Source organism: Nocardioides donggukensis (genome assembly GCF_014842875.1).
In the GTDB taxonomy this organism is placed as follows: Bacteria; Actinomycetota; Actinomycetes; order Propionibacteriales; family Nocardioidaceae; genus Nocardioides; species Nocardioides donggukensis.
In genome coordinates this window covers 1,105,557-1,130,767 of record NZ_JACYXZ010000001.1, presented here as the reverse complement: position 1 = coordinate 1,130,767, position 25,211 = coordinate 1,105,557, and the positions used below count along the sequence as shown (strand labels likewise).

22 protein-coding genes are annotated in these 25,211 nt (G+C 72.5%); 3 read left to right on the top strand and 19 right to left on the bottom strand.

Going from position 1 to position 25,211, the window contains the following annotated elements; genetic code table 11:
* Positions 1–33: 33 nt before the first annotated feature.
* The 6 genes from truB to rimP form a co-directional block, all read right to left on the bottom strand.
* Complete coding sequence (gene truB, locus IE331_RS05565; RefSeq protein ID WP_192141237.1) at positions 34–933, bottom strand: tRNA pseudouridine(55) synthase TruB; 900 nt, start codon at positions 931–933, stop codon at positions 34–36.
* Positions 930–1,427: a 30S ribosome-binding factor RbfA gene (gene rbfA, locus IE331_RS05560; protein ID WP_192141235.1), complete on the bottom strand. Its 498-nt coding sequence runs from the start codon at positions 1,425–1,427 to the stop codon at positions 930–932. The genes truB and rbfA overlap by 4 nt, the downstream gene beginning before the upstream one ends.
* Before the next feature lie 102 nt (positions 1,428–1,529).
* Positions 1,530–4,460 carry a translation initiation factor IF-2 gene (gene infB / locus IE331_RS05555; RefSeq protein WP_192141233.1) on the bottom strand — a complete coding sequence of 977 codons (2,931 nt, stop codon included), beginning with the start codon at positions 4,458–4,460 and terminating at the stop codon, positions 1,530–1,532.
* A 138-nt stretch (positions 4,461–4,598) separates the two neighbouring features.
* Entirely contained in the window at positions 4,599–4,955 is a 357-nt protein-coding gene (locus IE331_RS05550; protein WP_192141231.1) for a YlxR family protein, read from the bottom strand.
* A complete protein-coding gene (nusA, locus tag IE331_RS05545; RefSeq protein WP_192141229.1) occupies positions 4,936–5,925 on the bottom strand; it encodes a transcription termination factor NusA in 990 nt (329 codons plus the stop codon). The genes IE331_RS05550 and nusA overlap by 20 nt, the downstream gene beginning before the upstream one ends.
* The gene (rimP, locus tag IE331_RS05540; RefSeq protein ID WP_201931138.1) at positions 5,925–6,407 is read right to left on the bottom strand and encodes a ribosome maturation factor RimP; all 483 of its coding nucleotides are present in this window, start codon (positions 6,405–6,407) and stop codon (positions 5,925–5,927) included. Before rimP ends, nusA begins: the two co-directional genes overlap by 1 nt.
* 84 nt (positions 6,408–6,491) lie before the next feature.
* On the opposite strand from rimP, the gene IE331_RS05535 reads away from it, so the two are divergent.
* Positions 6,492–7,037, top strand: coding sequence for a hypothetical protein (locus IE331_RS05535; RefSeq protein ID WP_192141227.1), 546 nt, complete (start codon positions 6,492–6,494; stop codon positions 7,035–7,037).
* Entirely contained in the window at positions 7,034–7,468 is a 435-nt protein-coding gene (locus tag IE331_RS05530) for a ferritin-like domain-containing protein (protein WP_192141225.1), read from the top strand. Before IE331_RS05535 ends, IE331_RS05530 begins: the two co-directional genes overlap by 4 nt.
* Positions 7,469–7,656: 188 nt before the next feature.
* Here the strand turns inward: IE331_RS05530 and IE331_RS05525 are convergent, their stop codons facing one another.
* The 8 genes from IE331_RS05525 to speB form a co-directional block, all read right to left on the bottom strand.
* Positions 7,657–8,367: an HAD family hydrolase gene (locus IE331_RS05525; protein WP_192141222.1), complete on the bottom strand. Its 711-nt coding sequence runs from the start codon at positions 8,365–8,367 to the stop codon at positions 7,657–7,659.
* Positions 8,368–8,469: 102 nt separating this feature from the next.
* Positions 8,470–10,227 (bottom strand): proline--tRNA ligase, encoded by a 1,758-nt coding sequence (locus tag IE331_RS05520; protein ID WP_192141764.1) that lies wholly within the window; start codon positions 10,225–10,227, stop codon positions 8,470–8,472.
* Between the two features lie 140 nt (positions 10,228–10,367).
* A complete protein-coding gene (locus IE331_RS05515) occupies positions 10,368–11,213 on the bottom strand; it encodes a GNAT family N-acetyltransferase (protein WP_192141220.1) in 846 nt (281 codons plus the stop codon).
* A gap of 38 nt (positions 11,214–11,251) precedes the next feature.
* The gene (ispG, locus tag IE331_RS05510) at positions 11,252–12,403 is read right to left on the bottom strand and encodes a flavodoxin-dependent (E)-4-hydroxy-3-methylbut-2-enyl-diphosphate synthase (RefSeq protein WP_201931135.1); all 1,152 of its coding nucleotides are present in this window, start codon (positions 12,401–12,403) and stop codon (positions 11,252–11,254) included.
* Between the two features lie 58 nt (positions 12,404–12,461).
* Positions 12,462–13,694 (bottom strand): saccharopine dehydrogenase family protein, encoded by a 1,233-nt coding sequence (locus tag IE331_RS05505; protein ID WP_192141218.1) that lies wholly within the window; start codon positions 13,692–13,694, stop codon positions 12,462–12,464.
* A 3-nt stretch (positions 13,695–13,697) separates the two neighbouring features.
* A complete protein-coding gene (locus tag IE331_RS05500; RefSeq protein ID WP_192141216.1) occupies positions 13,698–15,131 on the bottom strand; it encodes a gamma-aminobutyraldehyde dehydrogenase in 1,434 nt (477 codons plus the stop codon).
* Between the two features lie 111 nt (positions 15,132–15,242).
* A complete protein-coding gene (locus IE331_RS05495) occupies positions 15,243–16,862 on the bottom strand; it encodes an amidohydrolase (protein ID WP_192141214.1) in 1,620 nt (539 codons plus the stop codon).
* Complete coding sequence (speB, locus tag IE331_RS05490; RefSeq protein WP_192141212.1) at positions 16,859–17,860, bottom strand: agmatinase; 1,002 nt, start codon at positions 17,858–17,860, stop codon at positions 16,859–16,861. Before speB ends, IE331_RS05495 begins: the two co-directional genes overlap by 4 nt.
* Before the next feature lie 120 nt (positions 17,861–17,980).
* On the opposite strand from speB, the gene IE331_RS05485 reads away from it, so the two are divergent.
* Positions 17,981–19,357 carry an aspartate aminotransferase family protein gene (locus IE331_RS05485; protein WP_201931133.1) on the top strand — a complete coding sequence of 459 codons (1,377 nt, stop codon included), beginning with the start codon at positions 17,981–17,983 and terminating at the stop codon, positions 19,355–19,357.
* 5 nt (positions 19,358–19,362) lie between these two features.
* Here IE331_RS05485 and IE331_RS05480 read toward each other — a convergent pair whose 3' ends face one another.
* The 5 genes from IE331_RS05480 to IE331_RS05460 are packed head-to-tail and all read right to left on the bottom strand — an operon-like array spanning position 19,363 to position 25,209.
* A complete protein-coding gene (locus IE331_RS05480; protein ID WP_192141208.1) occupies positions 19,363–20,886 on the bottom strand; it encodes a CoA-acylating methylmalonate-semialdehyde dehydrogenase in 1,524 nt (507 codons plus the stop codon).
* A gap of 45 nt (positions 20,887–20,931) precedes the next feature.
* The gene (locus tag IE331_RS05475) at positions 20,932–22,347 is read right to left on the bottom strand and encodes an NAD(P)/FAD-dependent oxidoreductase (RefSeq protein ID WP_192141206.1); all 1,416 of its coding nucleotides are present in this window, start codon (positions 22,345–22,347) and stop codon (positions 20,932–20,934) included.
* Positions 22,344–23,228, bottom strand: a complete 885-nt coding sequence (locus IE331_RS05470; protein ID WP_318646769.1) for an ABC transporter permease — start codon at positions 23,226–23,228, stop codon at positions 22,344–22,346. Before IE331_RS05470 ends, IE331_RS05475 begins: the two co-directional genes overlap by 4 nt.
* Entirely contained in the window at positions 23,225–24,085 is an 861-nt protein-coding gene (locus IE331_RS05465; RefSeq protein WP_192141204.1) for an ABC transporter permease, read from the bottom strand. Before IE331_RS05465 ends, IE331_RS05470 begins: the two co-directional genes overlap by 4 nt.
* A complete protein-coding gene (locus IE331_RS05460) occupies positions 24,082–25,209 on the bottom strand; it encodes an ABC transporter ATP-binding protein (RefSeq protein ID WP_192141202.1) in 1,128 nt (375 codons plus the stop codon). Before IE331_RS05460 ends, IE331_RS05465 begins: the two co-directional genes overlap by 4 nt.
* Between the last annotated feature and the right edge of the window lie 2 nt (positions 25,210–25,211).

Below are 25,211 nucleotides of genomic sequence, written 5' to 3'. Positions count from 1 at the left end.
GGACCCCGGACTCATCGCGGGGCGGGCCCGGGCTCAGCCGGTGAAGACGGCGAGCGGCCGGGCCAGGCCGGGAGCGTCCGTGGCCTCGTAGAGCGCCAGGAACTCCCCGTCAGGGGCGAAGACCGCGGTCGTGGCGGCGAGGTCCAGCTCGAGTTTCCGGCCGTACCGGACGTCGGCCGCCTGCGTCTCCGAGAGGTCCAGCCCGGGGAAGCCGAGGCGGGCCGCCCGGGCGATGGGGAGCATCGTGAACCCGGCGGACAGCTCCTCGAGGGTGCGGGCGACGCCCAGGTCGTAGGGGCCGACGGCGCTCCGTCGCAGGGCGACCAGGTGCCCGCCGACCCCGAGGGCGGCGCCGAGGTCGCGCGCGATCGCCCGGATGTAGGTGCCGCTGGAGCAGCGCACGGTCACGTCGACGTCGACGGTCCGGCCCGCCGGGTCGCCCGCCGGCCGGACCGGTCCCGGGTCGAGCTCGTGGACGGTGACCGGCCGCGCCGCCAGGGCCACCTGCTCGCCGTCCCGGACCCGCTGGTAGGCGCGCTTGCCGTCCACCTTGATCGCTGAGACCGCCGTCGGCACCTGCTCGATCTCGCCGACGAAGCCGGCCAGGGCCCGGTGCACCTCGTCGGTGGTCAGGTCCTGCGCGTCCGCCGTGCTCGTCACCTCGCCCTCGGCGTCGTCGGTCGTGGTCGCGACGCCGAGCCGGATCGTGGCGTCGTACGCCTTCTCGGTCAGCATCAGGTGGCCCAACAGCCGGGTGGCGCGGTTCACGCCGAGCACCAGGACCCCGGTCGCCATGGGGTCGAGGGTCCCGGCGTGCCCGACCTTGCGGGTGCCGGCCAGTCGGCGGACCCGGGCCACCACGTCGTGGGAGGTCAGGCCCGCGGGCTTGTCGACGACGACCAGGCCCGACTCGGCCCCGGCCGGAGAGGTCACTCCCCGCCGTCCGCGGGGCCCGACCCGGGAGCGGACTCGGAGGCGGGCTCAGCGCCCGACTCGGGGGCGGGCTCCGGCTCCCGTGGCTTGCGGTAGGGGTCGGGCTCGCCGGCGTACGTCGCCCGCTCACGGTTGGCGGCCACCGCCGCGTCGGACTCCCGGGCCCGGGCCAGCACCTCGTCGAGGTGCCGGGCGTTCTCGGGCAGGGCGTCGTGCACGAACTCCAGCGTCGGCACGTGCCGCATGCCGAGCTGCTTGCCGACCTCGGAGCGGATCAGCCCCTTCGCCGACTCCAGCGCGGCGGCGGTGCCGGCCATCTCGGCCTGCTCCCCGAACACCGTGTAGAACACGGTCGCCTGCTGGGTGTCCCCCGAGACCCGGACGTCGGTGATCGTGACGAACCCCAGGCGGGGGTCCTTGATCCGGCGCTCGAGCATCTCGGCGACGATCACCTGGATCCGGTCCGCGACCTTGCGCACCCGCGGATTGGTCATGCTTCCTCCTCCTCGTCGACCCGTCGCCTGTGCTCACGGATCGAGGCCCGACCCGTCGTTCCCGTCCCGCTCGGCGTGGACGGGAACGACGGGTCGCGGTGATCAGGCGCGCGGGATCTCGCGCATCTCGAACGACTCCACGACATCGCCGATCTTGATGTCCTGGAAGTTGCGCAGCACCAGACCGCACTCGAAGCCCTCGCGGACCTCGCTGGCGTCGTCCTTCTCCCGCTTGAGCGAGGCCAGGTCGAGGTTGTCCGCGACCACGGCACCGTCGCGCAGGACGCGGGCCTTGGCGTTGCGGCGGACGACCCCGGCGGTGACCATGCAGCCGGCGATGTTGCCGATCTTGGACGAGCGGAAGATCTCGCGGATCTCCGCCTGCCCGAGGCTGGCCTCCTCGTACTCCGGCTTGAGCATGCCCTTGAGGGCCGCCTCGATCTCCTCGATCGCCTGGTAGATGACCGAGTAGTAGCGGATCTCGACACCCTCCTTGTCCGCCATCTGGCTCGCCTTGCCCTGGGGCCGGACGTTGAAGCCGATGATGATGGCGTCGGAGGCGGCGGCGAGGTCGACGTTGGTCTCGGTGATCGCACCCACACCACGGTCGATGACCCGCAGCGAGACCTCCTCGCCGACGTCCACCTGGGCCAGCGAGTCCTCGAGGGCCTCGACCGAGCCGGACACGTCGCCCTTGAGGATCAGGTTGAGCTCCTGGCTCTCGCCCTTCTCCATGGAGGCCATGAAGTCCTCGAGCGTACGACGCACGCGCCGCTTGGCCTGCATCGCTGCCCGCTCACGCGACTCGCGCTTCTCGGCGATCTGGCGAGCCATCCGGTCGTCGTCGACGACGATGAACGTCTGGCCGGCGCCGGGCACCGCGGTGAGTCCGAGCACCATGGCCGGCCGCGACGGGTCCGCCTCGGTGATGTTCTCGCCGTGCTCGTCGAGCATCGCCCGGACCCGCCCGTAGCCGGCACCGGCGACGATCGAGTCGCCCACGCGGAGCGTGCCGCGCTGGACCAGGACGGTGGCGACCGGACCGCGACCGCGGTCGAGGTGCGCCTCCACCACGAGGCCCTGGGCGTCCTGCTCGGGGTTGGCCCGCAGGTCCAGCGAGGCGTCGGCGGTCAGCACGACGGCCTCGAGCAGCTTGTCCAGGTTGAGCTCGGACTTCGCCGAGACGTCGACGAACATCGAGTCGCCGCCGTACTCCTCGGGGATCAGGCCGTAGTCGGTCAGCTGGCCACGGACCTTGGTCGGGTCCGCGTCCGGCTTGTCGATCTTGTTGACCGCCACCACGATCGGCACGTTGGCCGCCTTGGCGTGGTTCAGCGCCTCGACCGTCTGCGGCATGACGCCGTCGTCGGCCGCGACCACGAGGATCGCGATGTCGGTGGCCTGGGCACCACGGGCTCGCATGGCGGTGAACGCCTCGTGACCCGGGGTGTCGATGAAGGTGATCCGGCGCTCGTCGCCGTCCACGTCCGTGGCCACCTGGTAGGCGCCGATGTGCTGGGTGATGCCGCCGGCCTCCCGGTCGACCACGTTGGCGCTGCGGAGTGCGTCGAGCAGCTTGGTCTTTCCGTGGTCGACGTGACCCATGACCGTGACGACCGGGGGCCGGATCGCGAGGTCCTCCTCGTCGCCCTCGTCGGAGCCGAACTCCAGGTCGAACGACTCGAGCAGCTCGCGGTCCTCGTCCTCGGGCGAGACGACCTGGACGATGTAGTTGAGCTCCTCACCGAGCAGCTCGAACGTCTCGTCGTTGACCGACTCGGTGGCGGTCACCATCTCGCCGAGCGAGAACAGCATCTGCACCAGCGCTGCGGCGTCGACGCCGATCTTCTCGGCGAAGTCGGTCAGCGAGGCGCCACGCGGCAGCTTGACGGTCTCGCCGTCGCCCTTGCGGACGCGCACACCACCGATGGTGGGCGCCTGCATGGCCTCGAACTCCTGCCGACGTGCCCGCTTCGACTTACGGCCGCGGCGCGAGGGCCCGCCGGGACGCCCGAAGGCGCCCTGGGTCTGACCGCGCTGGCCGGGACGACCGCCACCGGGACGACCACCGCCGCCGGGACGGCCGGCGAATCCACCGGGAGCACCGGGTCCGCCACGACCGGGCGCGCCGCCGGGGCCGCCACGACCGCCGGGACCACCCGGACCGCCACGACCACCCGGGCCGCCACGACCACCGGGGCCGCCGGGACCGGGACGGCCGCCGGGACCGGAGCCGAAGGCAGCCGGGGACTTCGGCATCATCGCCGGGTTGGGACGCGGCATGCCGGAGCCGGAGCGTCCGCCGCCACCCTCACGCGCGGCGGCCGGGCGCGGCGGCCGCTGGTCGCCGGCACCCGGAGCACCGGGTGCCCCCGGCGCACCGGGGGCGGGGCCACGGTCGGCCGGGGCCGGACGACGGCCCATGCCCTGGCTGGACGAGAACGGGTTGTTGCCCGGACGCGGGGTGCCACCGGGGCGACCCACGGGCCGCGGGGCGGGAGCCTTGGGCGTGGGGCCGCCGGGCTTGGGCGGCTCGGGCCGGTCCTCGCGGGCGGCCGGGGCCTCCGGCTCGGCGGCAGGTGCCGGCCGGTCCTCGGCGTCCTTGTCGGCCGGGGCCTTCGGGCCGGGCTTGGGACCCGGTCGGGGACCGGGCGTGCCCGCCCTGGAGGGGGATGCGGCAGGAGCGGCCGGGGCCTCGGCGGCCGCGGGGGCCTCCGGGGTCTCGGCCGGAGCCGACGCGGGGGTCGCCTCGGCGGTCTCGGCGGCCGGGGCGTCGGCCTCGGGGGCCGGCGCGGCCGGCTTGGCGGAGGCCTTCTTGGCCGGTGCCTTGGGGGCGGGCTTCTCGGTCGGCGCTGCGGAGGCGGCGGTCTTGAGCGACTCGCCGTACTCCTTCTTGAAGCGCATGGCGACCGGGGGCTCCACGGTCGATGACGCGGACTTGACGAACTCCCCCATCTCCTTCAGCTTCTCGAGAACGAACTTGCTCTCGACGCCGAATTCCTTGGCGAGTTCATGGACTCGGGGCTTGGCCACGGTAGGTACGTAACTCCTTCTGGCCCGGGCCCCGGCCTGCTAGATCGAGGTGATTCGGACCGCTAGTGGGTAGTGCATGCTCATCGGGAGGTACTCATCGAGTGCTCATGAGCTGCTGCTCCAGTTCCTGTCGGACGATCACGGTCTGTGGTGCGAGTCGAGGTAGTTCCCCACCGGTGTGCTCGGCAACCCCTGGGCGAGCCGCAGGGCCCGCCCGAAGGCACGTCGCTTCACCGCCAGGTCGTAGCACGCGGTCGTGGGGTGCAGGTGCGCCCCGCGGCCGGGTGCGGTGCCGCTGGGATCGGGTACGACGGCCGGGCCGTGCGCATCCGAGCCTGCGACCACCCGCAGCAACTCGCGCTTCGTGGCCCGCTCCCGGCATCCGATGCAGGTCCTGACCGGCCCTGCAGGCGCAGGGGTGTCAGGGCACGCAGAAGGAGTGTGTTCACGAGCCACTGGCGACGACTCTACCGGGTCACCGCCCAGTCGGCACATCCGACGGGGCCTCGTCGGAGCGGATGTCGATGCGCCAGCCCGTCAGCCGGGCCGCCAGGCGGGCGTTCTGCCCCTCCTTGCCGATCGCGAGCGACAGCTGGTAGTCGGGCACCACGACCCGGGCCGAGCGCTCGGCCAGCGAGATCACCTCCACCGAGCTGACCCGGGCCGGTGAGAGCGCGTGGGCGACCAGCTCGGCCGGATCCTCCGACCAGTCCACGATGTCGATCTTCTCGCCGTGCAGCTCCGACATCACGTTGCGCACCCGCTGGCCCATGGGGCCGATGCAGGAGCCCTTGGCGTTGACCCCCGCGACCCGCGACCGCACCGCGATCTTCGTCCGGTGCCCGGCCTCGCGGGCGACGGCGATGATCTCGACCGTCCCGTCCGCGATCTCGGGCACCTCGAGCGCGAACAGCTTGCGCACCAGGCTCGGGTGGGTGCGGGAGAGGGTGATCTGGGGGCCGCGCATGCCCTTGCGGACCGAGATCACCAGGCACTTGATGCGCTCGCCGTGCTCGTACTTCTCCCCCGGCACCCGCTCGCCCGAGGGCAGCAGCGCCTCGAGCTTGCCGAGGTCGACCATCACGTCGTCGGGGTTGCGGCCCTGCTGGATGACGCCGGAGATGATGTCGCCCTCCTTGCCGGAGAACTCGCCGAACCGGATCTCGTCCTCGGCGTCGCGGAGCCGCTGGAGCATGATCTGCTTGGCGGTCGTCGCCGCGATCCGGCCGAAGCCCTCCGGCGTGTCGTCGTACTCGGCGAGGACGTTGCCCTCCTCGTCGACCTCCGCCGCCAGCACGGTCACGTGGCCGCTCTTGCGGTCCAGCACGACCCGGGCACGCGGCTGGGCGCCGGCCGACTTGTGGTACGCCGTGAGGAGGGCCTGCTCGATGGCCTCCACCAGGACGTCGAACTTGATCTCCTTCTCCTGCTCGAGCATGCGCAGGATGCTGAGGTCGATGTCCATCAGGGGGTCCCTCCCTTGCGGTTGAGCTCGACCTGGACCCGGGCGCGGGCCACGTCGGCGTACGCGACCTGCCGGTCGACGTCGTCCACGGTGACCGTGGCGGCGTCCTCCCCGGTCGCGGTGATCCGTCCGGTCAGCTCGTCACCGTCGGCCAGGGTCACCTTCACCAGCCGGTCGACGTTGCGCCGCCAGTGCCGCGGCAGCGTGAGCGGCCGGTCGGCGCCGCGCGAGGTGACCTCGAGGGTGTAGGGATGCTCGCCCATCACGTCGGAGTCGTCGAGGACGCCGGAGACCGCGCGGGTGGCGTCGGCGACGTCGTCCAGGGTCACGCCACCGTCCTTGTCGACGGCGACGCGCAGGACGCGGCGCTTGCCGGCCGGGGTGATCTCCACAGCCTCCACGTCGAGTCCGAGCGTGGCGAGGGGGTCGACGAGCTCGGCTTCGATGCGATCCCTGATGACGTCCTGCTTGGCGCTGGTCAAGGGTTCCGACCTCCTTCTGCTGTTGTCACCGACCACCCTAGCCGCTGCCACGGCGGGCCCGACGGGGGGAGTTAGAGTTCCGTCGTGCCCCGCGCCCCCCACCCGCTCAGCCGTCGGACGACGCTGGCCGTCCCGGCGTGGACGGTCCTCGCGCTGACCGCCGCCGGCTGCCGCTGGGGGCCCGAGGAGGACGCCTCCGACGCGGCCCCGACGAGCACCGCGACACCGGACCCGCAGGCCGCCGGCGAGGGGTCCGACGACGCGACGTACGCCGCCGAGGCACTCGCCGCGACCGGCGACACCGCGCTGCTCGTCAGCGAGGTGGCCACCACCCACCGCGGGCTGTCCACACCGCTGGCCGAGCTCACCGCGCTGCACCTGGCGCACTCGCGGCTCCTGCAGGAGGCGGTGCCGACGCCGAAGGCCGCGACCGCCCCGCGGGTGCCGCGCGGCAGCCGGCAGGCGCTGGCCCTGGTCCGCACCGAGGAGCGGCGCCTGCAGCGCCGGCTCGGGGATCTCGCCGACACCGTCGAGAGCGGCACCTTCGCCCGGGCCCTGGCGAGCATGTCGGCGGCCGTCGGGCAGCAGCTGAGCGTGCTGCCCTCCGACCCCGGGAGGGCGGACCCGTGAGCGCGGTCGAGGCGATGCAGACCAGTCTCGCCGCCGAGCACGCCGCGGTCTACGTCCACGGTGTCCTGGGCGGGCAGGTCTCGCGCTCCAGCGACCCCGCGCTGGCGGACGCGGTCGAGGCCGCCTACCGGGTGCACCGCGGCCGGCGGGACCAGCTGATCCGGCTCCTGCGGGACGCGGGCGCGGAGCCGGTCGCCTCCGAGGTGGCCTACGTGCTGCCGAGCCGTGTGGACACCGCCGCCCGGATCAGCGCCGCCGCGCGCGAGGTGGAGCGCCGGTGCGCCACGACGTACGCCGACCAGGTCGGCCGGACGGCGGCCGGACAACGGCGGTGGGCGGTCACGGCGCTGGGCGACGCGGCGGCCCGCCAGCTCCGGTTCCGAGGAAGCCCCGAGACCTTCCCAGGCGCGGAGGAACTGGCGGACCGCTGACGCGAACCCGTGTCAGCTCGGGTCCGCGCCACGCGCCGCGGGTCGGGCGGCGCGTCGGCCGGGGTCCTCCCCGAGAGGACCACCGCTTCCCATCCTGCGGCATGGATCTGCAGAACCCGGCACGGAACCCGGTGCAGGTTTCTGCGTTGCAGGAATCTGCAAAAGTCTGCTGGGGCTCAGGTTGGGGCTCAGGCCCAGGCGCGGACGACGTCGAGGACGTCGGCCAGCCGCTGCACGACCGCGTCGGGGGTGCCCTCGGTGTGCCCGACCTGGTTGGCCGGGATCGTGCTGTGCGGCACGTAGACCGCGCGCAGGCCGGCCCGCTGCGCGCCGTACACGTCGTCGTAGAGCCGGTCCCCCACGTAGACGCACCGGCCCGGGTCGTCGACCCCGACCGCCTCCATCGCCGCCCGGAACGCGCGCTCACTGGGCTTGGTCCAGGGGATCTCGCTGGTGTAGACGTCGCCGTCGATGAGGTCGAGCACACCGTCACGCCGGAAGAACCGCTCGTGCCAGGCACGCGGCCAGATCGTGTTGCTGAGCACCCCGACCCGGATCCCGTCCGCGCGCAGTGCCGAGAACAGCGGACCGACGTCGGGGTCCGTGGCCGTGTGCGGCTCCCAGAAGTCGTAGTAGGCGTCGAGCAGGTCCGGGTCGTGGTCGAGCCCGGCCTCGTCGAAGAGGTCGCCGATCGTGGCGCTGCGCTGGTGGTCGCGGCTGCGTCCCCAGATCACCTCACCGGCGGCGTGCAGCCGCCCGGCGCGCGCGTGGTGGTCGTCCTCGGCGGTCGGCGTGCTGGCCACCGCCTGGGCCAGCGCGAGCGACTCGGCGTGGAAGTCGATGTCGTGCCAGCGGGTCAGGGTGCCGCCCCAGTCGAAGATCACCGCGTCGATGCTCATCGCTCCTCCTCGGGGTGGTCCAACAGCCGCAATTGCGGCCGTCTGACACATTTTCGGGCCGAGAACATGTCAAACGGCCGCAATTGCGGCCCTTCGACCAGCTCAGCCGCGGACCACGCCGACCAGGTGGGCGGCCGCGTCGTCGACCGCGACCTCCTCGCGCTCACCGGTATGCCGGTCCTTGACCTCGATCACGCCGTCCGCCAGCCCGCGGCCGACGGTGACCAGGGTGGGTACGCCGATCAGCTCGGCATCCTTGAACTTCACCCCGGGGCTGACCTTGCCGGCCCGGTCGTCGTAGATGACGTCGAGTCCGGCACCGGCCAGCTCCGTGGCGAGCCGCTCGGCGGCCGCGAACACGGCCGGGTCCTTGCCGGCGGCGACCACGTGGACGGCGGCCGGGGCGATCGCGCGCGGCCAGCACAGGCCGTGCTCGTCGTGGTTGCCCTCGGCGATGGCGGCCACAGCCCGGGTGACGCCGATCCCGTAGGACCCCATCGTGACCGTGACCAGCTTGCCGGACTCGTCGAGCACCTTGAGGTCGAGCGCCTCGGCGAACCAGCGGCCGAGCTGGAAGATGTGGCCCATCTCGATCCCGCGGGCAGACTCCAGCGTGCCCTCCTCGCAGTTCGGGCAGGCGTCGCCGTCGCGCACGTCCGCGGCCTCGATGGTCCCGTCGGCGGTGAAGTCCCGGCCGGCGACCAGGTCGAGCACGTGGCTGCCGGGCAGGTTCGCGCCGGTCACCCAGCGGGTGCCGTCGACGACGCGCGGGTCGACGACGTAGCGGATCCCCGACGCGGACTCCTCGCCCAGCACCTCCGGGCCGATGTAGCCCTTCACGAGCGCCGGGTGCTTGCGGAGCTCGACGTCGTCCATCGCCTCGACCTCGATCGGCTCGAGCTGGCCCTCGAGGCGCTTCTGGTCCACGTCCCGGTCGCCCGGCAGGCCGATCGCCAACGGCTCCCGGGTGCCGTCGGGGTGCTTGAGGACGACCAGCACGTTCTTCAGCGTGTCCCCGGCCGCCCAGGGCCGGTCCTCGCGCGGGAACTTCTCGTTGAGGTGGTCGACCAGGGTCGCGATCGTCGGCGTCTCCGGTGTCTCCTCCGCGTGCGCGGCCGGCGCGTCGTCGTACCCGGACGCGGCCGGCGCGCGCACCGCGACCGCCTCCACGTTGGCGGCGTAGTCGCAGTGCGTGCAGCGGACGTAGGTGTCCTCCCCGACGTCGGCCTTCGCCAGGAACTCCTCCGAGCGCGACCCGCCCATCGCGCCGCTGGTGGCCTTGACGATCGCGTAGTCGAAGCCCAGCCGGTCGAACGTCCTGACGTACGCCGCGCGGTGGGCGGCGTAGGAGGCGTCGAGCCCCTCGTCGGTGGTGTCGAAGGAGTAGGAGTCCTTCATGATGAACTCGCGCCCGCGCAGGACGCCGGCCCGGGGCCGCGCCTCGTCGCGGTACTTGGTCTGGATCTGGTAGAGCCAGACCGGCAGGTCCTTGTAGGAGGAGTACATGTCCTTCACCGCGAGGGTGAACATCTCCTCGTGGGTGGGCCCGAGCAGGTAGTCGCCGCCCTTGCGGTCGTGCAGGCGGAAGATGCCGTTGCCGTACGTCGTCCAGCGGTTGCTCGCCTCGTACGGCTCGCGGGGCAGCAGCGCCGGGAACGACAGCTCTTGGGCGCCGATCGCGTCCATCTCCTCGCGGATGATCGCCTCGACGTTGCGCAGCACCCGCAGCCCCAGCGGCAGCCAGGTGTAGATGCCCGGTGCCGCGCGACGGACGTAGCCGGCCCGGACCAGCAGCCGGTGGCTGGGCACCTCGGCGTCGGCGGGGTCGTCGCGGAGGGTGCGGACGAAGAGCTGGGACATGCGCAGCACCCGCGCGGCACCGGCAGTGGGGCGGGCGGCCAGGTCGGACCCGTCGGGCCCGTCGGGGGAGGTCATGCGCGCAAGGCTACTGGGGCCGATCCCCCACCGCGGCGGGGGTTTGCGGCCCGCCGGCGGGCGCGTCAGAACATGACGGTGGAGAACCGGGCGGTCTCGACGAAGCCGGCGCGGTCGTAGGCGCGGCGCGCCGGGTGGTTGTACTCGTTGACGTAGAGCGAGACCACCGGGGCGATCTCGGCGCGGACGATCTCGGCCACCGCGGCCATCCCGCGGCTGGCCAGGCCCTCCCCGCGCCGGTCCGGGGCGACGTAGACCCCCTGGATCTGGGCGGCGTACGGCGAGGAGCAGGCCACCTCGGCCTTGAACACCACTCGTCCCTCCTCGAACCGCGCGAACTGCCAGCCCCGGGCGATCAGCTGGCTGATCCGGGTGCGGTACAGGTCGGCGCCGCCACCCTGCTCGGGGGAGACACCCACCTCCTCGGTGTACATCGCGACGCAGGCCGGGTAGACCGCCTCCAGGTCGGAGCGCTCGGTGCGTCGGACCAGGGGGTCCGGCGCGACGGCCGGTGGGCCGGCCAGCTCCAGGTGCGGCTGGCGGCGGCGCACCTCGCGCGGATGCCCCCACTCCCCGGCGACCAGGCTCCACAGGGCGTCCACCGGCTCGGAGGGGCCGACGATGGTCGAGACCGTGCGGCGTGCGGTGAGCGCCCGCTCGGCGAAGGCGGCGACGTCGTCGGTGCCGGCCTGCACGGGCACCAGGTTGGCTCCGGCGTGGCAGGCCGCGATCATCCGCCCGCCGACGAACCGGCCCCAGATCTCGCCGCCGAGCCAGCGGCGGTCCAGGTTCGTGGTCCGGGCGCGGTAGTCGACGAACACGTTGACGACCGGGTCCTCGGCGACCAGGTCGAGGAACTCGGGCAGGTCGGCCGGCGTCAGGGTGCGGATGCCGGTCCGGGTGGTGAGCACGCTGGGACTCTAGCCCTTCCCGCGGCCCCGATGACTCCTCAGGAGATGCTGACCGTGGCCTCGGACCCCTCGACCGGCTCCATGCCCTCCGCGATCCGCAGGGCCTCCTCGATGAGGGTCTCGACGATCTTGGCCTCCGGGACGGTCTTGATGACCTCCCCCTTGACGAAGATCTGTCCCTTGCCGTTGCCGGAGGCGACGCCGAGGTCGGCCTCGCGGGCCTCCCCCGGCCCGTTCACGACGCAGCCCATGACGGCGACCCGCAGCGGGACCTCGAGGCCGTCCAACCCGGCGGTGACCTCGTCGGCCAGCTTGTAGACGTCGACCTGGGCCCGACCGCAGGACGGGCAGGACACGATCTCGAGCCGGCGCGGCCGGAGGTTGAGCGACTCCAGGATCTGCAGGCCGACCTTGACCTCCTCGACCGGCGGCGCCGACAGCGAGACCCGGATCGTGTCGCCGATGCCCTGCGAGAGCAGCGCCCCGAAGGCGGTGGCCGACTTGATCGTCCCCTGGAAGGCCGGACCGGCCTCGGTCACGCCGAGGTGCAGCGGCCAGTCGCCGCGCTCGGAGAGCATCTCGTAGGCCTTGACCATGACCACCGGGTCGTTGTGCTTGACCGAGATCTTGAAGTCGTGGAAGTCGTGCTCCTCGAAGAGCGAGGCCTCCCAGACCGCGGACTCGACCAGCGCCTCCGGCGTCGCCTTGCCGTACTTCTCCAGCAGCCGCTTGTCGAGGGACCCGGCGTTCACGCCGATCCGGATGCTGGTGCCCCGATCCTTCGCGGCCCGGGCGATCTCCTTGACCTGGTCGTCGAACTTGCGGATGTTGCCGGGGTTCACCCGGACCGCGGCACAGCCGGCGTCGATCGCGGCGTAGACGTACTTCGGCTGGAAGTGGATGTCGGCGATCACCGGGATCTGCGAGTGCTGGGCGATCTGCGGCAGCGCGTCCGCGTCGTCCTGCGAGGGACAGGCCACCCGCACGATGTCGCAGCCCGACGCGGTCAGCTCGGCGATCTGCTGGAGCGTGGTGTTGACGTCCGAGGTCAGCGTGGTCGTCATCGACTGCACCGAGATCGGCGCGTCGCCGCCGACGGCCACCTTGCCGACCTGGATCTGCCGGGTCGGGCGGCGGGGGGCGAGCACCGGCGGCGGGGCTTCGGGCATGCCGAGGCTGATCGAGGTCATGGCCGCCAGTCTAGGAGGTGCCACGACGCCGCCGACCGATCGGGCTTCGCGGCCGCGGTCACGGGGTGAGCTCGCGGATCCCCCACGGGCTGCCGTACTCGGTGAGCAGGTCCAGGAACGGCACGGCGTCGAAGGCCTCGGGGCCGAGGACGCCGGCGCCGGACCAGGTGCCGCGCGCCAGCAGCTCCAGCGCGATCACCGGGTTGACCGCGGTCTGCCAGACCACGCACTGGTGGCCGTACTCCCGCATCGACCACTCGTTGTCGACCACGTGGTACAGGTACGACGACCGCGGGGCGCCGTCCTTGCCGGTCCCGGTCACCCAGAGGCCGGCGCAGGTCCTGCCGGTCATCCGCGGGCCGATCGTGGCCGGGTCGGGCAGGCAGGCGGCGACCACGTCGCGCGGCGCCACCTCGACGCCCTTGACCCGCACCGTCTCGGTGCTGTCGAGCCCGAGCGTGTGCAGCACCCGGAGGATCGTGATCATCTCCTCGCCGAGGCCGTACTTGAACGTGGCGCGCTCGCAGTCGATCCAGCGCGGCATGAGCAGGACCTCCTCGTGCTCGACGTTGACGCACTCGACCGGGCCGATCCCCTCGGGGAAGTCGAAGACCTCCGGCTCGGAGAACGGCTCGGTCGTGAACCAGCCGCCGTCCACGTCGGACCGGGCCCGCTCGTAGACCACCGGCGGGTTGAGGCACTCCTCGATCGTGGTCCACATCGAGAACGACGGCGCGAAGATCTCGCGACCGTCGGCGTCGGTGACCACCAGGTTGGCGCCGTCCCGGGTGCCGAGCTCCTCGATCCGGGAGAACAGGTGGTCGGCGGCGTAGCGGGCGAACACGTCGGAGAGCCCCGGCTCGACGCCGATCCCGACCAGCGCCAGCCGGCCGCTGCGCTCCCACTCGGGGGCGCAGGCGAACTGCTCGTCCCCCAGCTTCACGCCGACCCGCTCGTACGGCGTCTCCGGGTGCGGCCGGGACAGGGACATCGCCATGTCGAGGTAGTCGGCCCCGGCCTCGAAGGCGCCGGCGAACAGGGACATGTCGAAGACCGGGTCGACCGCGTTCATCACGTGGGTGATGGCGTGCTCGCGGCACAGCGCGGCCACCGCACGGGCGTCGGAGGCGTCGATCCGCGTCGCGGTGAACCGGGCGTCGGCCGCGGCCGCCCGATCGGCCCTGGCGGCGTCGTGGTCGGCGACGACGATGCTCTCGAAGAAGTCGCGACGGGCCGCGATGGCCGCGAACGCACCGCCGACGCCACCGGCGCCGACCAGGAGGATCCTCACGCCCTACTCGCCGATGTAGGACATGACGTGCTTGACCCGGGTGTAGTCCTCGAGGCCGTACATCGACAGGTCCTTGCCGTAGCCGGAGTGCTTGAAGCCGCCGTGCGGCATCTCGGCCACGATCGGGATGTGGGTGTTGATCCACACGGCGCCGAAGTCGAGCCGCTTGGCCATCCGCATCGCCCGGCCGTGGTCCTTGGTCCACACGCTGGACGCCAGGCCGTACTCGACGCCGTTGGCCCAGCGCAGCGCCTCGCCCTCGTCGCTGAACCGCTGCACGGTGATCACCGGGCCGAAGATCTCGGTCTGGATCTGCTCGTCGTCCTGGCGCAGGCCGGAGAGCACCGTCGGCTCGTAGAAGTAGCCCGACTCCCCCTGGCGGCGGCCTCCGGCGGCGACCGTCGCGTGGTCGGGCAGCCGGTCGACCATCCCGGAGACGTGGTCGAGCTGGGTCGCGTTGTTGAGCGGTCCGTAGAGGACGTCCTCGTCGTCGGGCATCCCGGTCCTCGTGCCCCGGGCCTGCTCGGTGAGGGCGGCCACGAAGTCGTCGTGCACCCCGGGCCCGGCGAGCACCCGGGTGGCCGCGGTGCAGTCCTGGCCGGCGTTGAAGTAGCCGGCGGCGGCGATGCCCTCGGCGGCCGCGGCGACGTCGGCGTCGTCGAAGACGACGACCGGCGCCTTGCCCCCGAGCTCCAGGTGCACCCGCTTGAGCCCGTCGGCCCCGGAGCGGGCCACCTCCCGGCCGGCCCGGACCGACCCGGTGATCGCCACCAGCTGCGGCACCGGATGCTCCACCAGGGCCCGGCCGGTGTCCCGGTCCCCGGTGACCACGTTGAAGACCCCCGGCGGCAGGAACTCCTGCACCATCTCCGCGAACAGCGTGGTCGAGGCCGGGGTGGTGTCGCTGGGCTTGAGCACCAGGCAGTTGCCCGCCGCCAGGGCCGGGGCGATCTTCCAGACCATCATCATCAGCGGGTAGTTCCACGGCGTCACCTGGCCGACCACCCCGATCGGCTCACGGCGGACGTAGGAGGTGTGGTCCTTGAGGTACTCGCCGCCGGCCTTGCCCTCGAGCACCCGCGCCGCACCGGCGAAGAAGCGGATCTGGTCGATGGCCGGCGGCAGCTCCTCCTCGATCGTGAACCCGATCGGCTTGCCGGTGTCGCGCGACTCGACGTCCACGAACTCGCGGGACCGCTTCTCGAGCGCGTCCGCGATCCGGAGCAGGGCGAGCTGACGCTCCGCGGGCGTGGTCTCCCCCCACCCCTCGAAGGCCCGCTCCGCGGCCCGGTAGGCGCGGTCCACGTCCTCGGGGCCGGACATGGGGGCGGTGGCGTAGACCTCGCCCGTCGTCGGGTCGAGCACGTCGTAGGTCTCCCCCGAGGCGCTGTCCACCAGCGAGCCGTCGATGACGTTGCGGAAGGTCGTGTCAGCCATGCCAAGTCCCCATCCCGGATCGTGTGCCTGTCCGCAGGAGCCTAGCCCTCGCGCCACGGAATCTGTAGTGGATCGGGACTCCGAATGTCGAGATCGGCAGACGGAGGCCGCTCAGGCTTCGAAGACCGGCATTCCGTCGACCCAGGTGGACCGCACCGTGGCGGCGCCGATCTCGGCGGTCGGCCCGGCCAGCGGGTCGCGGTCGAGCACCGCGAGGTCGGCGACCGCCCCGATACGTAGCACGCCGGCGTCGTCCCGGTGGTTCAGCCGGGCCGACCCGGAGGTGTAGGCGGCGAACGCCTGCTCGGCGCTGAGCGCCTGCTCGGGCAGGAACGGCTCCGAGCCGGCCCGCCCCGGCTCGCCGTGCGCCCAGCGGTTGACGGCCACGTGCAGCGCCGCGAGCGGGTCCGGGGTGCTCACCGGCCAGTCGCTGCCGCAGGCCAGCGCCGCACCGGCCCGGGCCAGCGCGCCGAACGGGTACTGCCAGGTGGACCGCTCCGGACCGAGGAACGGCAGCGTGAGCTCGGTCATCTGGTCGTCGAGGCAGGCCCACAGGGCCTGCATGTTCGCGGTGACCCCGAGCGCGGCGAAGCGTGCCACGTCGTCGGGCCGCACCACCTGCAGGTGCGCGATGTGGTGGCGGAGGTCGGCGCGGCGGTCCAGCCCGTCGAACGCGTCCAGCGTCTCGCGCACCGCACGGTCCCCGATGCAGTGGACGTGGACCTGGAAGCCCTCGGCGTCCAGTCGGCGCACGGCCGAGCGCAGCGCGGCCGCCTCGACGAAGGAGTGCCCCCGGTTCCGGCCGGCGTGCCCGCAGCGGTCGAGGTACGGCGCCGAGAGCGCGGCCGTCCCGTTCTCGGCGACCCCGTCCTGCATGATCTTCACCGAGGTGGCGCGGAACCGCGGGTGGTCGAACGCCGCCCGACGCTCCACCAGCTCGGGGACCTGCTCCTCGCCGCGGTCCCGGTCCCACCACAGCGCCCCGACGACGTGACCGGTGAGGTCGCCGCTCCGAGCCGCCCGCAGGTAGAACCGCGACACGTCGTCCATGCCGGCGTACGCACCGAGGATCGCGTCCTGCCAGCCGGTGATGCCCAGCGAGTGCAGGTGCTCCTGACCGGCCAGGAGGGCGCGGTGGTACTCCTCGTCGCCGGTCGCCGGCACATGGGCGGCGACCAGCGCCATCGCACCCTCGTGCAGGGTCCCCGAGGGCACGCCGTCGGCATCCCGCTCGATCCGGCCGTGCGGCGGGTCGGCGGTGCCCGGCCCGACGCCGGCGACCCGCAGCGCGACGGTGTTCACCCAGGCCCCGTGGTGGTCCCGGTTCGGCAGGAACACCGGCCGGTCCGGCACCACCGAGTCGAGGTCCGCGGCGGTGGGGGTGCCGCCGGGGAAGGCCGCCATCGCCCAGCCGCCCCCGAGGATCCAGGGCAGCTCGGGGTGCGCGGCGGCGTACTCCCCGACGGCTCGGAGGTAGTCGGCTCGGGTCTGCGCCTCGGAGAGGTCGCACCGGATCCGCTCGAGCCCGCCCTGCACCGGGTGGACGTGGGCGTCGACGAACCCGGGCACGACCAGGCCACCGGCCAGGTCGACCACGGTGGCACCGGACACCTCGAGGTCCGCGTCCGGCCGCACCTGGGTGATCCGGCCGTCGGCCACCGCCAGGCCGTGACCGGGACGGTGCGTGAAGCCGTCGAACAGCCCGCCGCCGCGGAAGACGGTGCGGGTCACCGCCCCTCCAGCAGCGGACCGGCCGGGTCGTGGTCGATGCCGACCCGCCGGGCGGCCAGCCCGGAGAGCGCCTCGAGGCAGACCCGGTTCGCGAGGTAGGCGGTGATCTCGGCATGGTCGTAGGGCGGGGAGACCTCGACCACGTCGATGCCGGCCACCGGCAGCTCGCGGCAGATCCGGCGGACCGCGTCGAGCAACTGCCGCGAGCTCAGCCCGCCGGGCTCCGGGGTGCCGGTCCCGGGCGCGTGCCCGGGGTCGCACACGTCGATATCGACGCTGAGGAAGACCGCGTCGCACTCGTCGAGGGCGATCGTGAACGCCTCGTCGAGGCAGGCGTCCAGGCCCCGGGCGCCGATCTCGGTCATCTCGTAGGACCGCATCTCCTGCTCGGCCATCCAGGCCAGGGTCTCGGGGCCGGGCCAGTAGCCGCGCAGGCCCATCTGGAGGAACCGGTCACCGCGCAGCGCACCGGACTCGATCAGCCTGCGCATCGGCTGGCCGTGCCCGTACAGCGAGCCGAACTCGATGTCGCCGGTGTCGGCGTGGGCGTCGAAGTGGATCATGGAGACCCGGCCGTAGCCGAGGTGCCGCGCCACCCCCGTCGCGTCCGGCAGCGCGATCGAGTGGTCCCCTCCCAGCACCAGCGGCACGGCGCCGGCGGCGGCCACCGCGTGCACGGCATCCTCGAGGGCGCCCAGGGCCCGCTCGATCTCCCCCGGCGGCATCTCCACGTCACCGGCGTCGACCACCCGGAGGTCCTGGAGGGCGTCGACCCGCAGGGCGAGGTGCGGCCGCGAGCCGTCCTGCGGCAGGTAGCAGGCCTGCCGGATCGCCTGGGGTCCGAACCGGGCGCCGGGGCGGTGGCTGGTGCCCCCGTCGAAGGGCGCGCCCACGACGACGACGTCGGCCGCGGTGAGTGCCTCGGGGTCGGCGAGGTCGACGGCGTCGACGCCGAGGAAGGTGAGGTCGGGGCCGAACTGCGAGCCGTAGCGGGTCATCCTCGATTCCTACCAGTTCGAGCACCCGAAGGCGATCGAAGCCACGGAATCCGCACTCATTCTCCGATTTCACCACGGATTCACTTGCTCCCGGGATGCTTGCCGGGCAGGATGGCCCCCATGGACCAGCACCCCACGCACGACCGACTCCAGCAGGCCGCCAAGGACCACCTCTGGATGCACTTCACCCGGCACTCCACCTACGCCACCCAGGACGTGCCGGTGATCGCCCGCGGGGAGGGCGCCTACCTCTACGACGACCAGGGGAAGCGCTACCTGGACGGGCTGTCCGGGCTGTTCGTGAGCCAGCTCGGCCACGGCCGCGTCGAGCTCGCGGACGCCGCCGCGAAGCAGGCCCGGGAGCTGGCGTTCATGCCGCTGTGGTCCTACGCCCACCCCACGGCCATCGAGCTCGCCGAGCGGGTGGCCGGCTACGCCCCCGGCGACCTGAACCGGGTCTTCTTCACCACCGGCGGCGGCGAGGCAGTGGAGAGCGCCTGGAAGCTGGCCAAGCAGTACTTCAAGATGACCGGCAAGCACACCAAGCACAAGGTGATCAGCCGCGCCATCGCCTATCACGGCACCCCCCAGGGCGCGCTGTCGATCACCGGGCTGCCGGGGATGAAGGCGCCGTTCGAGCCGTTGGTGCCCTCGACGTTCCGGGTGCCGAACACGAACTTCTACCGCGCGCCCGCGCACGCCGACGACGAGCGGGCCTTCGGCCGGTGGGCCGCGGACCGGATCGCCGAGGCGATCGAGTTCGAGGGCCCGGACACCGTCGCCGCGGTCTTCCTGGAGCCGGTGCAGAACTCCGGCGGCTGCTTCCCGCCCCCGCCCGGGTACTTCGAGCGGGTCCGGGAGATCTGCGACGAGTACGACGTGCTGCTGGTCTCCGACGAGGTGATCTGCGCGTTCGGCCGGCTCGGGTACATGTTCGGCGCCGAGCGCTACGGCTACCAGCCCGACATCATCACCTGCGCGAAGGGGCTGACCTCGGGCTACTCCCCGCTCGGCGCGATGATCACGACCGACCGCCTCATGGAGCCCTTCCACCACGGCCACGAGTCGTTCGCCCACGGCTACACCTTCGGCGGGCACCCGGTGTCCACGGCGGTGGCGATGGCGAACCTCGACATCTTCGAGAACGAGAAGGTCCTGGAGGGGGTCCGGGCCAACGAGGACGCCTTCCGCAGCACGCTCGAGAGGCTGGGCGACCTGCCGATCGTCGGCGACGTGCGGGGCGCGGGGTTCTTCTACGGCATCGAGCTGGTCAAGGACAAGGCGACCAAGGAGACCTTCGACCACGACGAGGCCGAGAAGCTGCTGCGCGGCTACCTGTCGAAGGCCCTGCTGGACGAGGGCCTCTACTGCCGGGCCGACGACCGGGGCGACCCGGTCGTCCAGCTGGCCCCGCCGCTGATCTGCGACCAGGAGCACTTCGACGAGATCGAGCAGATCCTGCGGGTGGTGCTGGAGAAGGCGTCGAGCATGATCTGAGCCGGTCAGTCGTGCCGGGGGAACCCGAGGTCGATGCCACCGGTGCCCGGGTCCGGCCAGCGCGAGGTGACCACCTTGCCGCGGGTGTAGAAGTGCACGCCCTCGGTGCCGTGCGCGTGGGTGTCCCCGAAGAGGGAGGCCTTCCAGCCGCCGAACGAGTAGTAGGCCATGGGCACCGGCACCGGGACGTTGACGCCGACCATCCCCACCTGCACCTCCTGCTGGTAGCGCCGGGCGGCGCCGCCGTCGCGGGTGAAGATGGCGGTGCCGTTGCCGTGCGGGTTCGCGTTCACCAGGTCCAGGGCCGCGTCGTAGGACTCGACCCGGACCACCGACAGCACCGGCCCGAAGATCTCGTCGTCGTAGACCGACATCCCGGGCCGCACCCGGTCGAAGAGCGTCGGGCCCAGCCAGAAGCCGTCGGCGGTCTCGTCATCGGCGGCTCGGTCGCCCATGAGGTCCCGGCCGTCGACCACGAGCTCGGCGCCGGCCTCGGTGCCGGCATCGAGGTAGGAGGCGACCCGGTCCCGGTGCGCGCCGGTGACCAGGGGGCCCATGTCGGCCTCCCCCCGACCGTCGCCGACCCGCAGGGTCGACATCCGCTTCGCGATCATCGGCACCAGGTCGTCGCCGACCGGGTCCACGGCGACCAGCACGGAGACCGCCATGCACCGCTCCCCCGCCGAGCCGAACCCGGCGTTGACGGCGGCGTCGGCGGCGGCCTCGAGGTCGGCGTCGGGGAGCACCACCATGTGGTTCTTGGCGCCACCGAGGGCCTGCACCCGCTTGCCGTGCGCGGTCGCGGTCTCGTAGACGTAGCGGGCGATGGGCGTCGAGCCGACGAAGGAGACCGCCTGCACGTCCGGGTGCACCAGCAGGGCGTCGACGGCCTCCTTGTCGCCCTGCACGACGTTGAAGACCCCTGCGGGCAGGCCGGCCTCCGCCCAGCACTCGGCCAGCAGCAGCGACGCTGAGGGGTCCTTCTCACTGGGCTTGAGCACGACGGCGTTGCCGGCCGCGATCGCCAGCGGGACGAACCACAGGGGCACCATCGCGGGGAAGTTGAACGGCGAGATCACCGCCACCACCCCCACCGGCTGCCGGATCGAGTGCACGTCGATGCCCCCTGACACCTCGTGGCTGAACGATCCCTTGAGCAGGTGCGGTGCCCCGCAGGCGAACTCCGCGACCTCGAGCCCGCGCTGCACCTCGCCCAGCGCGTCGTCGAGCACCTTGCCGTGCTCGGCGGTGATCACGGCCGCAATCTCCTCGCGGCGCCGGTGCAGGGCCTCCCGGAACCCGAACATCACCTGGGTCCGTCGGGTCACCGACGCCGCTCCCCACTCGCGGCCGGCGACCTCGGCCCGGGCCACGACCCGGCCGACGTCGGCGGTGCCGGCGAAGGCGACCCGTGCGGTGCGCCTCCCGGTGGCCGGGTCGTGCACGTCGCCGTACCTGGTGCCGGGTCCCGACCCCTCACCCTGCCACGGCGCGCCGTCGTGCCAGCCCCCGATGATCGGCTCGTCCATGTCGGCCCTTCCCTTCCGGTCGTGCGGTGTCGGTCTCGTCGCTGTTCAGGAGTCGAAGCCCAGGCCCAGCCGGTCCAGCGCCCGCAGCCACAGGTTGGGCCGGCCGCCGTGCCGGTCCGCGCGGGCCATCGACCAGCGCGTGAGCTGGACGCCGGCCCACCGGGCCGGCTCGGGTGGGAACGGCACCGGCCGCTCCCCGACCAGCCTGAGCCGGGTGCGCTCGGTGTCCTCGCCCTCGAGCAGGTCCAGCATGACCTGCGCACCGAACCTGGTCGCCGCCACCCCGAGGCCGGTGTAGCCGAGCGCGTAGCCGATCCGTCCGCCGCGGGCGGTGCCGAAGAACGGGGCGAAGCGGGTGCAGGTGTCGATCACGCCGCCCCACCGGTGGGTGAACCCGAGCCCGTCCAGCTGCGGGAAGGTGTCGAAGAAGTGCTCGGCCAGCAGCGCGTGGGTGGCCGCGTTCTGCTCCAGGCTCCGGGCGATGCGGGACCCGAAGTGGTAGACGGCGTCGTAGCCGCCCCACAGGATCCGGTCGTCGCGGGTGAGGCGGTAGTAGTGGAACAGGTTCGCGGCGTCCCCCACGCCCTGCCGCCCGGCCCAGCCGATCGCGGAGCGCTGCTCGGAGGAGAGCGGCTCGGTCACCAGGACGTGGTCGTAGACCGGGACCGTCATCAGCCGCAGTCGTCGCAGCAGCGACGGGAAGGCGTTGGTGGCCAGCGCCACCCGGCCCGCCCGGACCCGGCCGTGGGCGGTGCGCAGCACCGGGCCGCGGTCGTCGTCGAGCCCGAGGGCCGGGCTGCCCTCGCAGATCGTGACTCCCGCCTCGAGACAGGCACGACGCAGGCCCCAGGCCAGCCGCGCGGGCTCCACCAGCGCGGTGCCGTCCGGCTCGTGCATCGCCCCGAGATAGGTCGGGGAGTCGAGCACGGCGCGGGCCTGGCCCGCGTCGAGCAGCCGAACGTCGTGACCGGCCGCCCGCATCTGCCCGGCGAGCCCGGCCAGCTCGGTCAGGTGGTGCGGCTCGGTGGCCACCGTGAGCTCGCCGGTCTCCTCCCACCCGCAGTCGATCCCGTGCTCGCGCACGGCGGTGCCGATCGCGCGGAGGTTGGCGGCCCCGATCCGGTCCAGCTCCGCGAGCTCCTCGGGCCACCTGGCCGACCCGTTGCCGAAGCCGTGGGTCAGGCTGGCCGAGACGAACCCGCCGTTGCGGCCACTGGCCTGGTCGCCGCAGCGCCCGGCCTCCAGCAGGAGCACGGAGCGATCGGGGTGCCGCTGCCGGGCCAGCAGGGCGGTCCAGAGGCCGGTGTAGCCGCCGCCGACGACCACCAGGTCCGCCTGCCGGGCGCCGACCAGCGGCGGCAGCGGCTCGGGGCGGGCCGGGTCGTCGAGCCAGAAGACCCTCGGCTCGGCGTGGGCCAGGGCCGATCCGCCCCGGCGTACGCCGGCCCGCGCGGCGCTCACGCCCGTTCCCGCCGCCGGGTGTTCAGCTCGCCCAGCAGCACCAGCAGCAGCGCGGTGAGGAACATGACGGTGCCGATCACGTTGATCTGCGGCGGGATCCCGCGCTGGGCAGCACCCCACACGTACATGGGGAAGGTGACCTCCTGCCCGGCGTTGAGGTTCGTGATGATGAAGTCGTCGAACGACAGGGAGAAGCTGAGCAGCGCCGCCGCCAGGATGCCCGGGAACACCAGCGGGAAGGTCACCCGCCAGAACGTCTGCCACTCGTTGGCGTAGAGGTCCATCGCGGCCTGCTCGAGCCGTGGGTCCAGGCCGGCCAGCCGGGCCTTCACCGTGACCACCACGAAGCTGAGGCAGAACATGATGTGGGCGATCAGGATCGTGACGAAGCCGAGGGCGCCGGCGAAGCCACCCGCCACGAACAGGGCGAGCAGCGAGGAGCCCATGACGATCTCCGGGGAGGCCATCGGCAGGAACGTGAACACGTTGGCCACGGACCGCCCCCGGAAGCGGTGCCGCACGAGCGCGAACGCCATGAGTGTGCCCAGGGCGGTCGCGACCAGTGTCGCCAGCAGGCCGATCTGGACCGAGAGCAGCACCGAGTCGCACATCCCCAGCGGCTCGCACGGGTTGGCCCAGTTGCGCAGCGTGAACTCGTTGAAGGAGTAGCTGTTGCGGGAGGCCGGCTGGTTGAACGACATCGCGACGACGATGAGGATCGGGACGAACATGTAGAGCAGGACCAGGAGTCCGATCCCGAGGACCAGGTGGTTGGCCAGCCAGTGCCCCCACCGCTGGATCCCCAGTCCACCACCCAGTCCACCACCCTGTCGGACCGGTCGGTCCGACCGGCGGTCCGGCGCCGTGCCCGCCCGGCTCACACCAGGTCCTCGGTGCCGGCGCGCCTGACGTAGGCCAGGACCAGCACGACGATCACGGCCATCAGCGTCACCGACAGCGCCGCCGCCTCCGGGTAGGAGCCGCCGTCGAAGAGCTTCTGGATGACGTTGCCGATCATCTGGGTCCTGGTGTTGCCGAGCAGCTGCGCGTTGATGTAGTCCCCGGCCGCCGGGATGAACGTCAGCAGGGTGCCGGCCACCAGACCCGGCAGGGACAGGGGCAGCGTCACCGTGCGGAACGTCGTGAACGGCGAGGCGTAGAGGTCGGAGCCGGCCTCGATCAGCCGAGGGTCGATCTTCTCCAGCGACGCGTACAGCGGGAGCACCATGAACGGCAGGAAGTTGTAGGTGATCCCGGTGACCACCGCGACCGGGGTGGCCAGCAGCCGGCCGTCCTCACCGAGCAGGTGCAGGAACTGCAGGGTGTCCACGACCCAGCCCTGGTCGGCCAGGATCAGCTGCCAGGACAGGGTGCGGATCAGGAACGAGGTGAAGAACGGGGCGATGACCGCCACCAGCATGAGGTTGCGCCACCGGCCGGCCTTGAACGCGATGGCGTAGGCGAGCGGGTAGCCGAGCAGGACGCAGACCAGCGTGGCCGTGGCGGCGTACCCCAACGAGCGCAGGAACTGCTCGGAGTAGTCGCTGAGCACGCTGGCGTAGTTGGTCACCTGACCGGTGACCCGGTAGCCGAGCTCGAGTGAGCCCGCCGGGTCGTAGAACGAGGTGCTGACCAGCGTCACCAGCGGCACCACGAAGAACAGGGTCAGCCAGGCACCCGCGGGGAGCAGCAGGACGTAGCCGACCAGCCCGCCTCGGCGCTCCTCGGTGTCGCTCACGGCACCGTCTCGCGCTCGACCCCGGCCGCGGAGTCCTGACCGGCGTCCAGCAGGAAGGTGTGGTCGGGCACCCAGTGCAGGTCCACGGTGTCGCCGACCACGAACCCCTTGTGCTGGCCGGTGTTCTGCTCGAACACCATGAGCTCCTGCCCCCAGGGCATCCGCACGAGGTACTGCGTGCTGACGCCGGTGAAGCTGGCGTCGGTGACCACCCCCGACTCCAGCACGTTGGCCCCCCGCAGGGCGCCGGCGCCGGCCGCGGCCAGCGTCACCTTCTCGGGCCGGATCCCGACCCAGACCTCACGTCCCCCGTCCGGGACCTGTGCCCCCGGGGCCAGCAGCCGGGTGCCGTGGACGTCGACGACGACGTCGGCCTGCTCGGCGCCGCCCAGCTCACCGCGGATCAGGTTCGACTGCCCGAGGAAGTTCGCCACGAACGTGGTGCTGGGGTGCTCGTAGAGGTCCTCGGGCCGCCCCATCTGCTCGATCACGCCGGCGTTCATCACCGCGACCGTGTCGGCCATGGTCATGGCCTCCTCCTGGTCGTGGGTGACGTGCACGAAGGTCGTCTCGACCTCGGTCTGGATCTGCTTGAGTTCGATCTGCATCTGGCGACGCAGCTTGAGGTCCAGGGCGCCGAGCGGCTCGTCGAGGAGCAGCACCCGCGGCCGGTTGATCAGCGCCCGGGCCAGGGCCACCCGCTGCTGCTGCCCGCCCGAGAGCTGGGCCGGCTTCCGGCGGCCGTAGTCGCCGAGCTCGACCATCTCGAGCATGGCCGCGACCTGGTCCTTCACGTCCCGGGTGCCGGAGCGCCTCAGCCCGAACGCGACGTTCTCCGCGATCGTCATGTGCGGGAACAGCGCGTAGCTCTGGAAGACGGTGTTGACCGGCCGGCGGTAGGGCTTCAGCGCGGTGATGTCGTCCGCACCGAGCGTGATCCGCCCGCCGGTGGGGGTCTCCAGCCCCGCGATCATGCGCAGCGTCGTGGTCTTCCCGCACCCGGAGGGGCCCAGCAGGGCGAAGAACGAGCCGGCCGGCACGGTCAGGTCGAGATCGTCCACGGCGACGAAGGACCCGAACCGCTTGCTGACCCCTGTCAGGACCAGGTCGTTGGCCGAGCCCACCG

Excerpts from the sequence above, each read along its gene's own strand:
- rbfA (WP_192141235.1), bottom strand. The coding sequence starts at position 1,427 with ATGACCAATCCGCGGGTGCGCAAGGTCGCGGACCGGATCCAGGTGATC.
- IE331_RS05550 (WP_192141231.1), bottom strand. The coding sequence starts at position 4,955 with ATGTGCCGACTGGGCGGTGACCCGGTAGAGTCGTCGCCAGTGGCTCGT.
- nusA (WP_192141229.1), bottom strand. The coding sequence starts at position 5,925 with ATGGACATCGACCTCAGCATCCTGCGCATGCTCGAGCAGGAGAAGGAG.
- IE331_RS05525 (WP_192141222.1), bottom strand. The coding sequence starts at position 8,367 with ATGAGCATCGACGCGGTGATCTTCGACTGGGGCGGCACCCTGACCCGC.
- IE331_RS05520 (WP_192141764.1), bottom strand. The coding sequence starts at position 10,227 with ATGTCCCAGCTCTTCGTCCGCACCCTCCGCGACGACCCCGCCGACGCC.
- ispG (WP_201931135.1), bottom strand. The coding sequence starts at position 12,403 with ATGACCTCGATCAGCCTCGGCATGCCCGAAGCCCCGCCGCCGGTGCTC.
- IE331_RS05500 (WP_192141216.1), bottom strand. The coding sequence starts at position 15,131 with ATGGCTGACACGACCTTCCGCAACGTCATCGACGGCTCGCTGGTGGAC.
- speB (WP_192141212.1), bottom strand. The coding sequence starts at position 17,860 with ATGACCCGCTACGGCTCGCAGTTCGGCCCCGACCTCACCTTCCTCGGC.
- IE331_RS05485 (WP_201931133.1), top strand. The coding sequence starts at position 17,981 with ATGGACCAGCACCCCACGCACGACCGACTCCAGCAGGCCGCCAAGGAC.
- IE331_RS05480 (WP_192141208.1), bottom strand. The coding sequence starts at position 20,886 with ATGGACGAGCCGATCATCGGGGGCTGGCACGACGGCGCGCCGTGGCAG.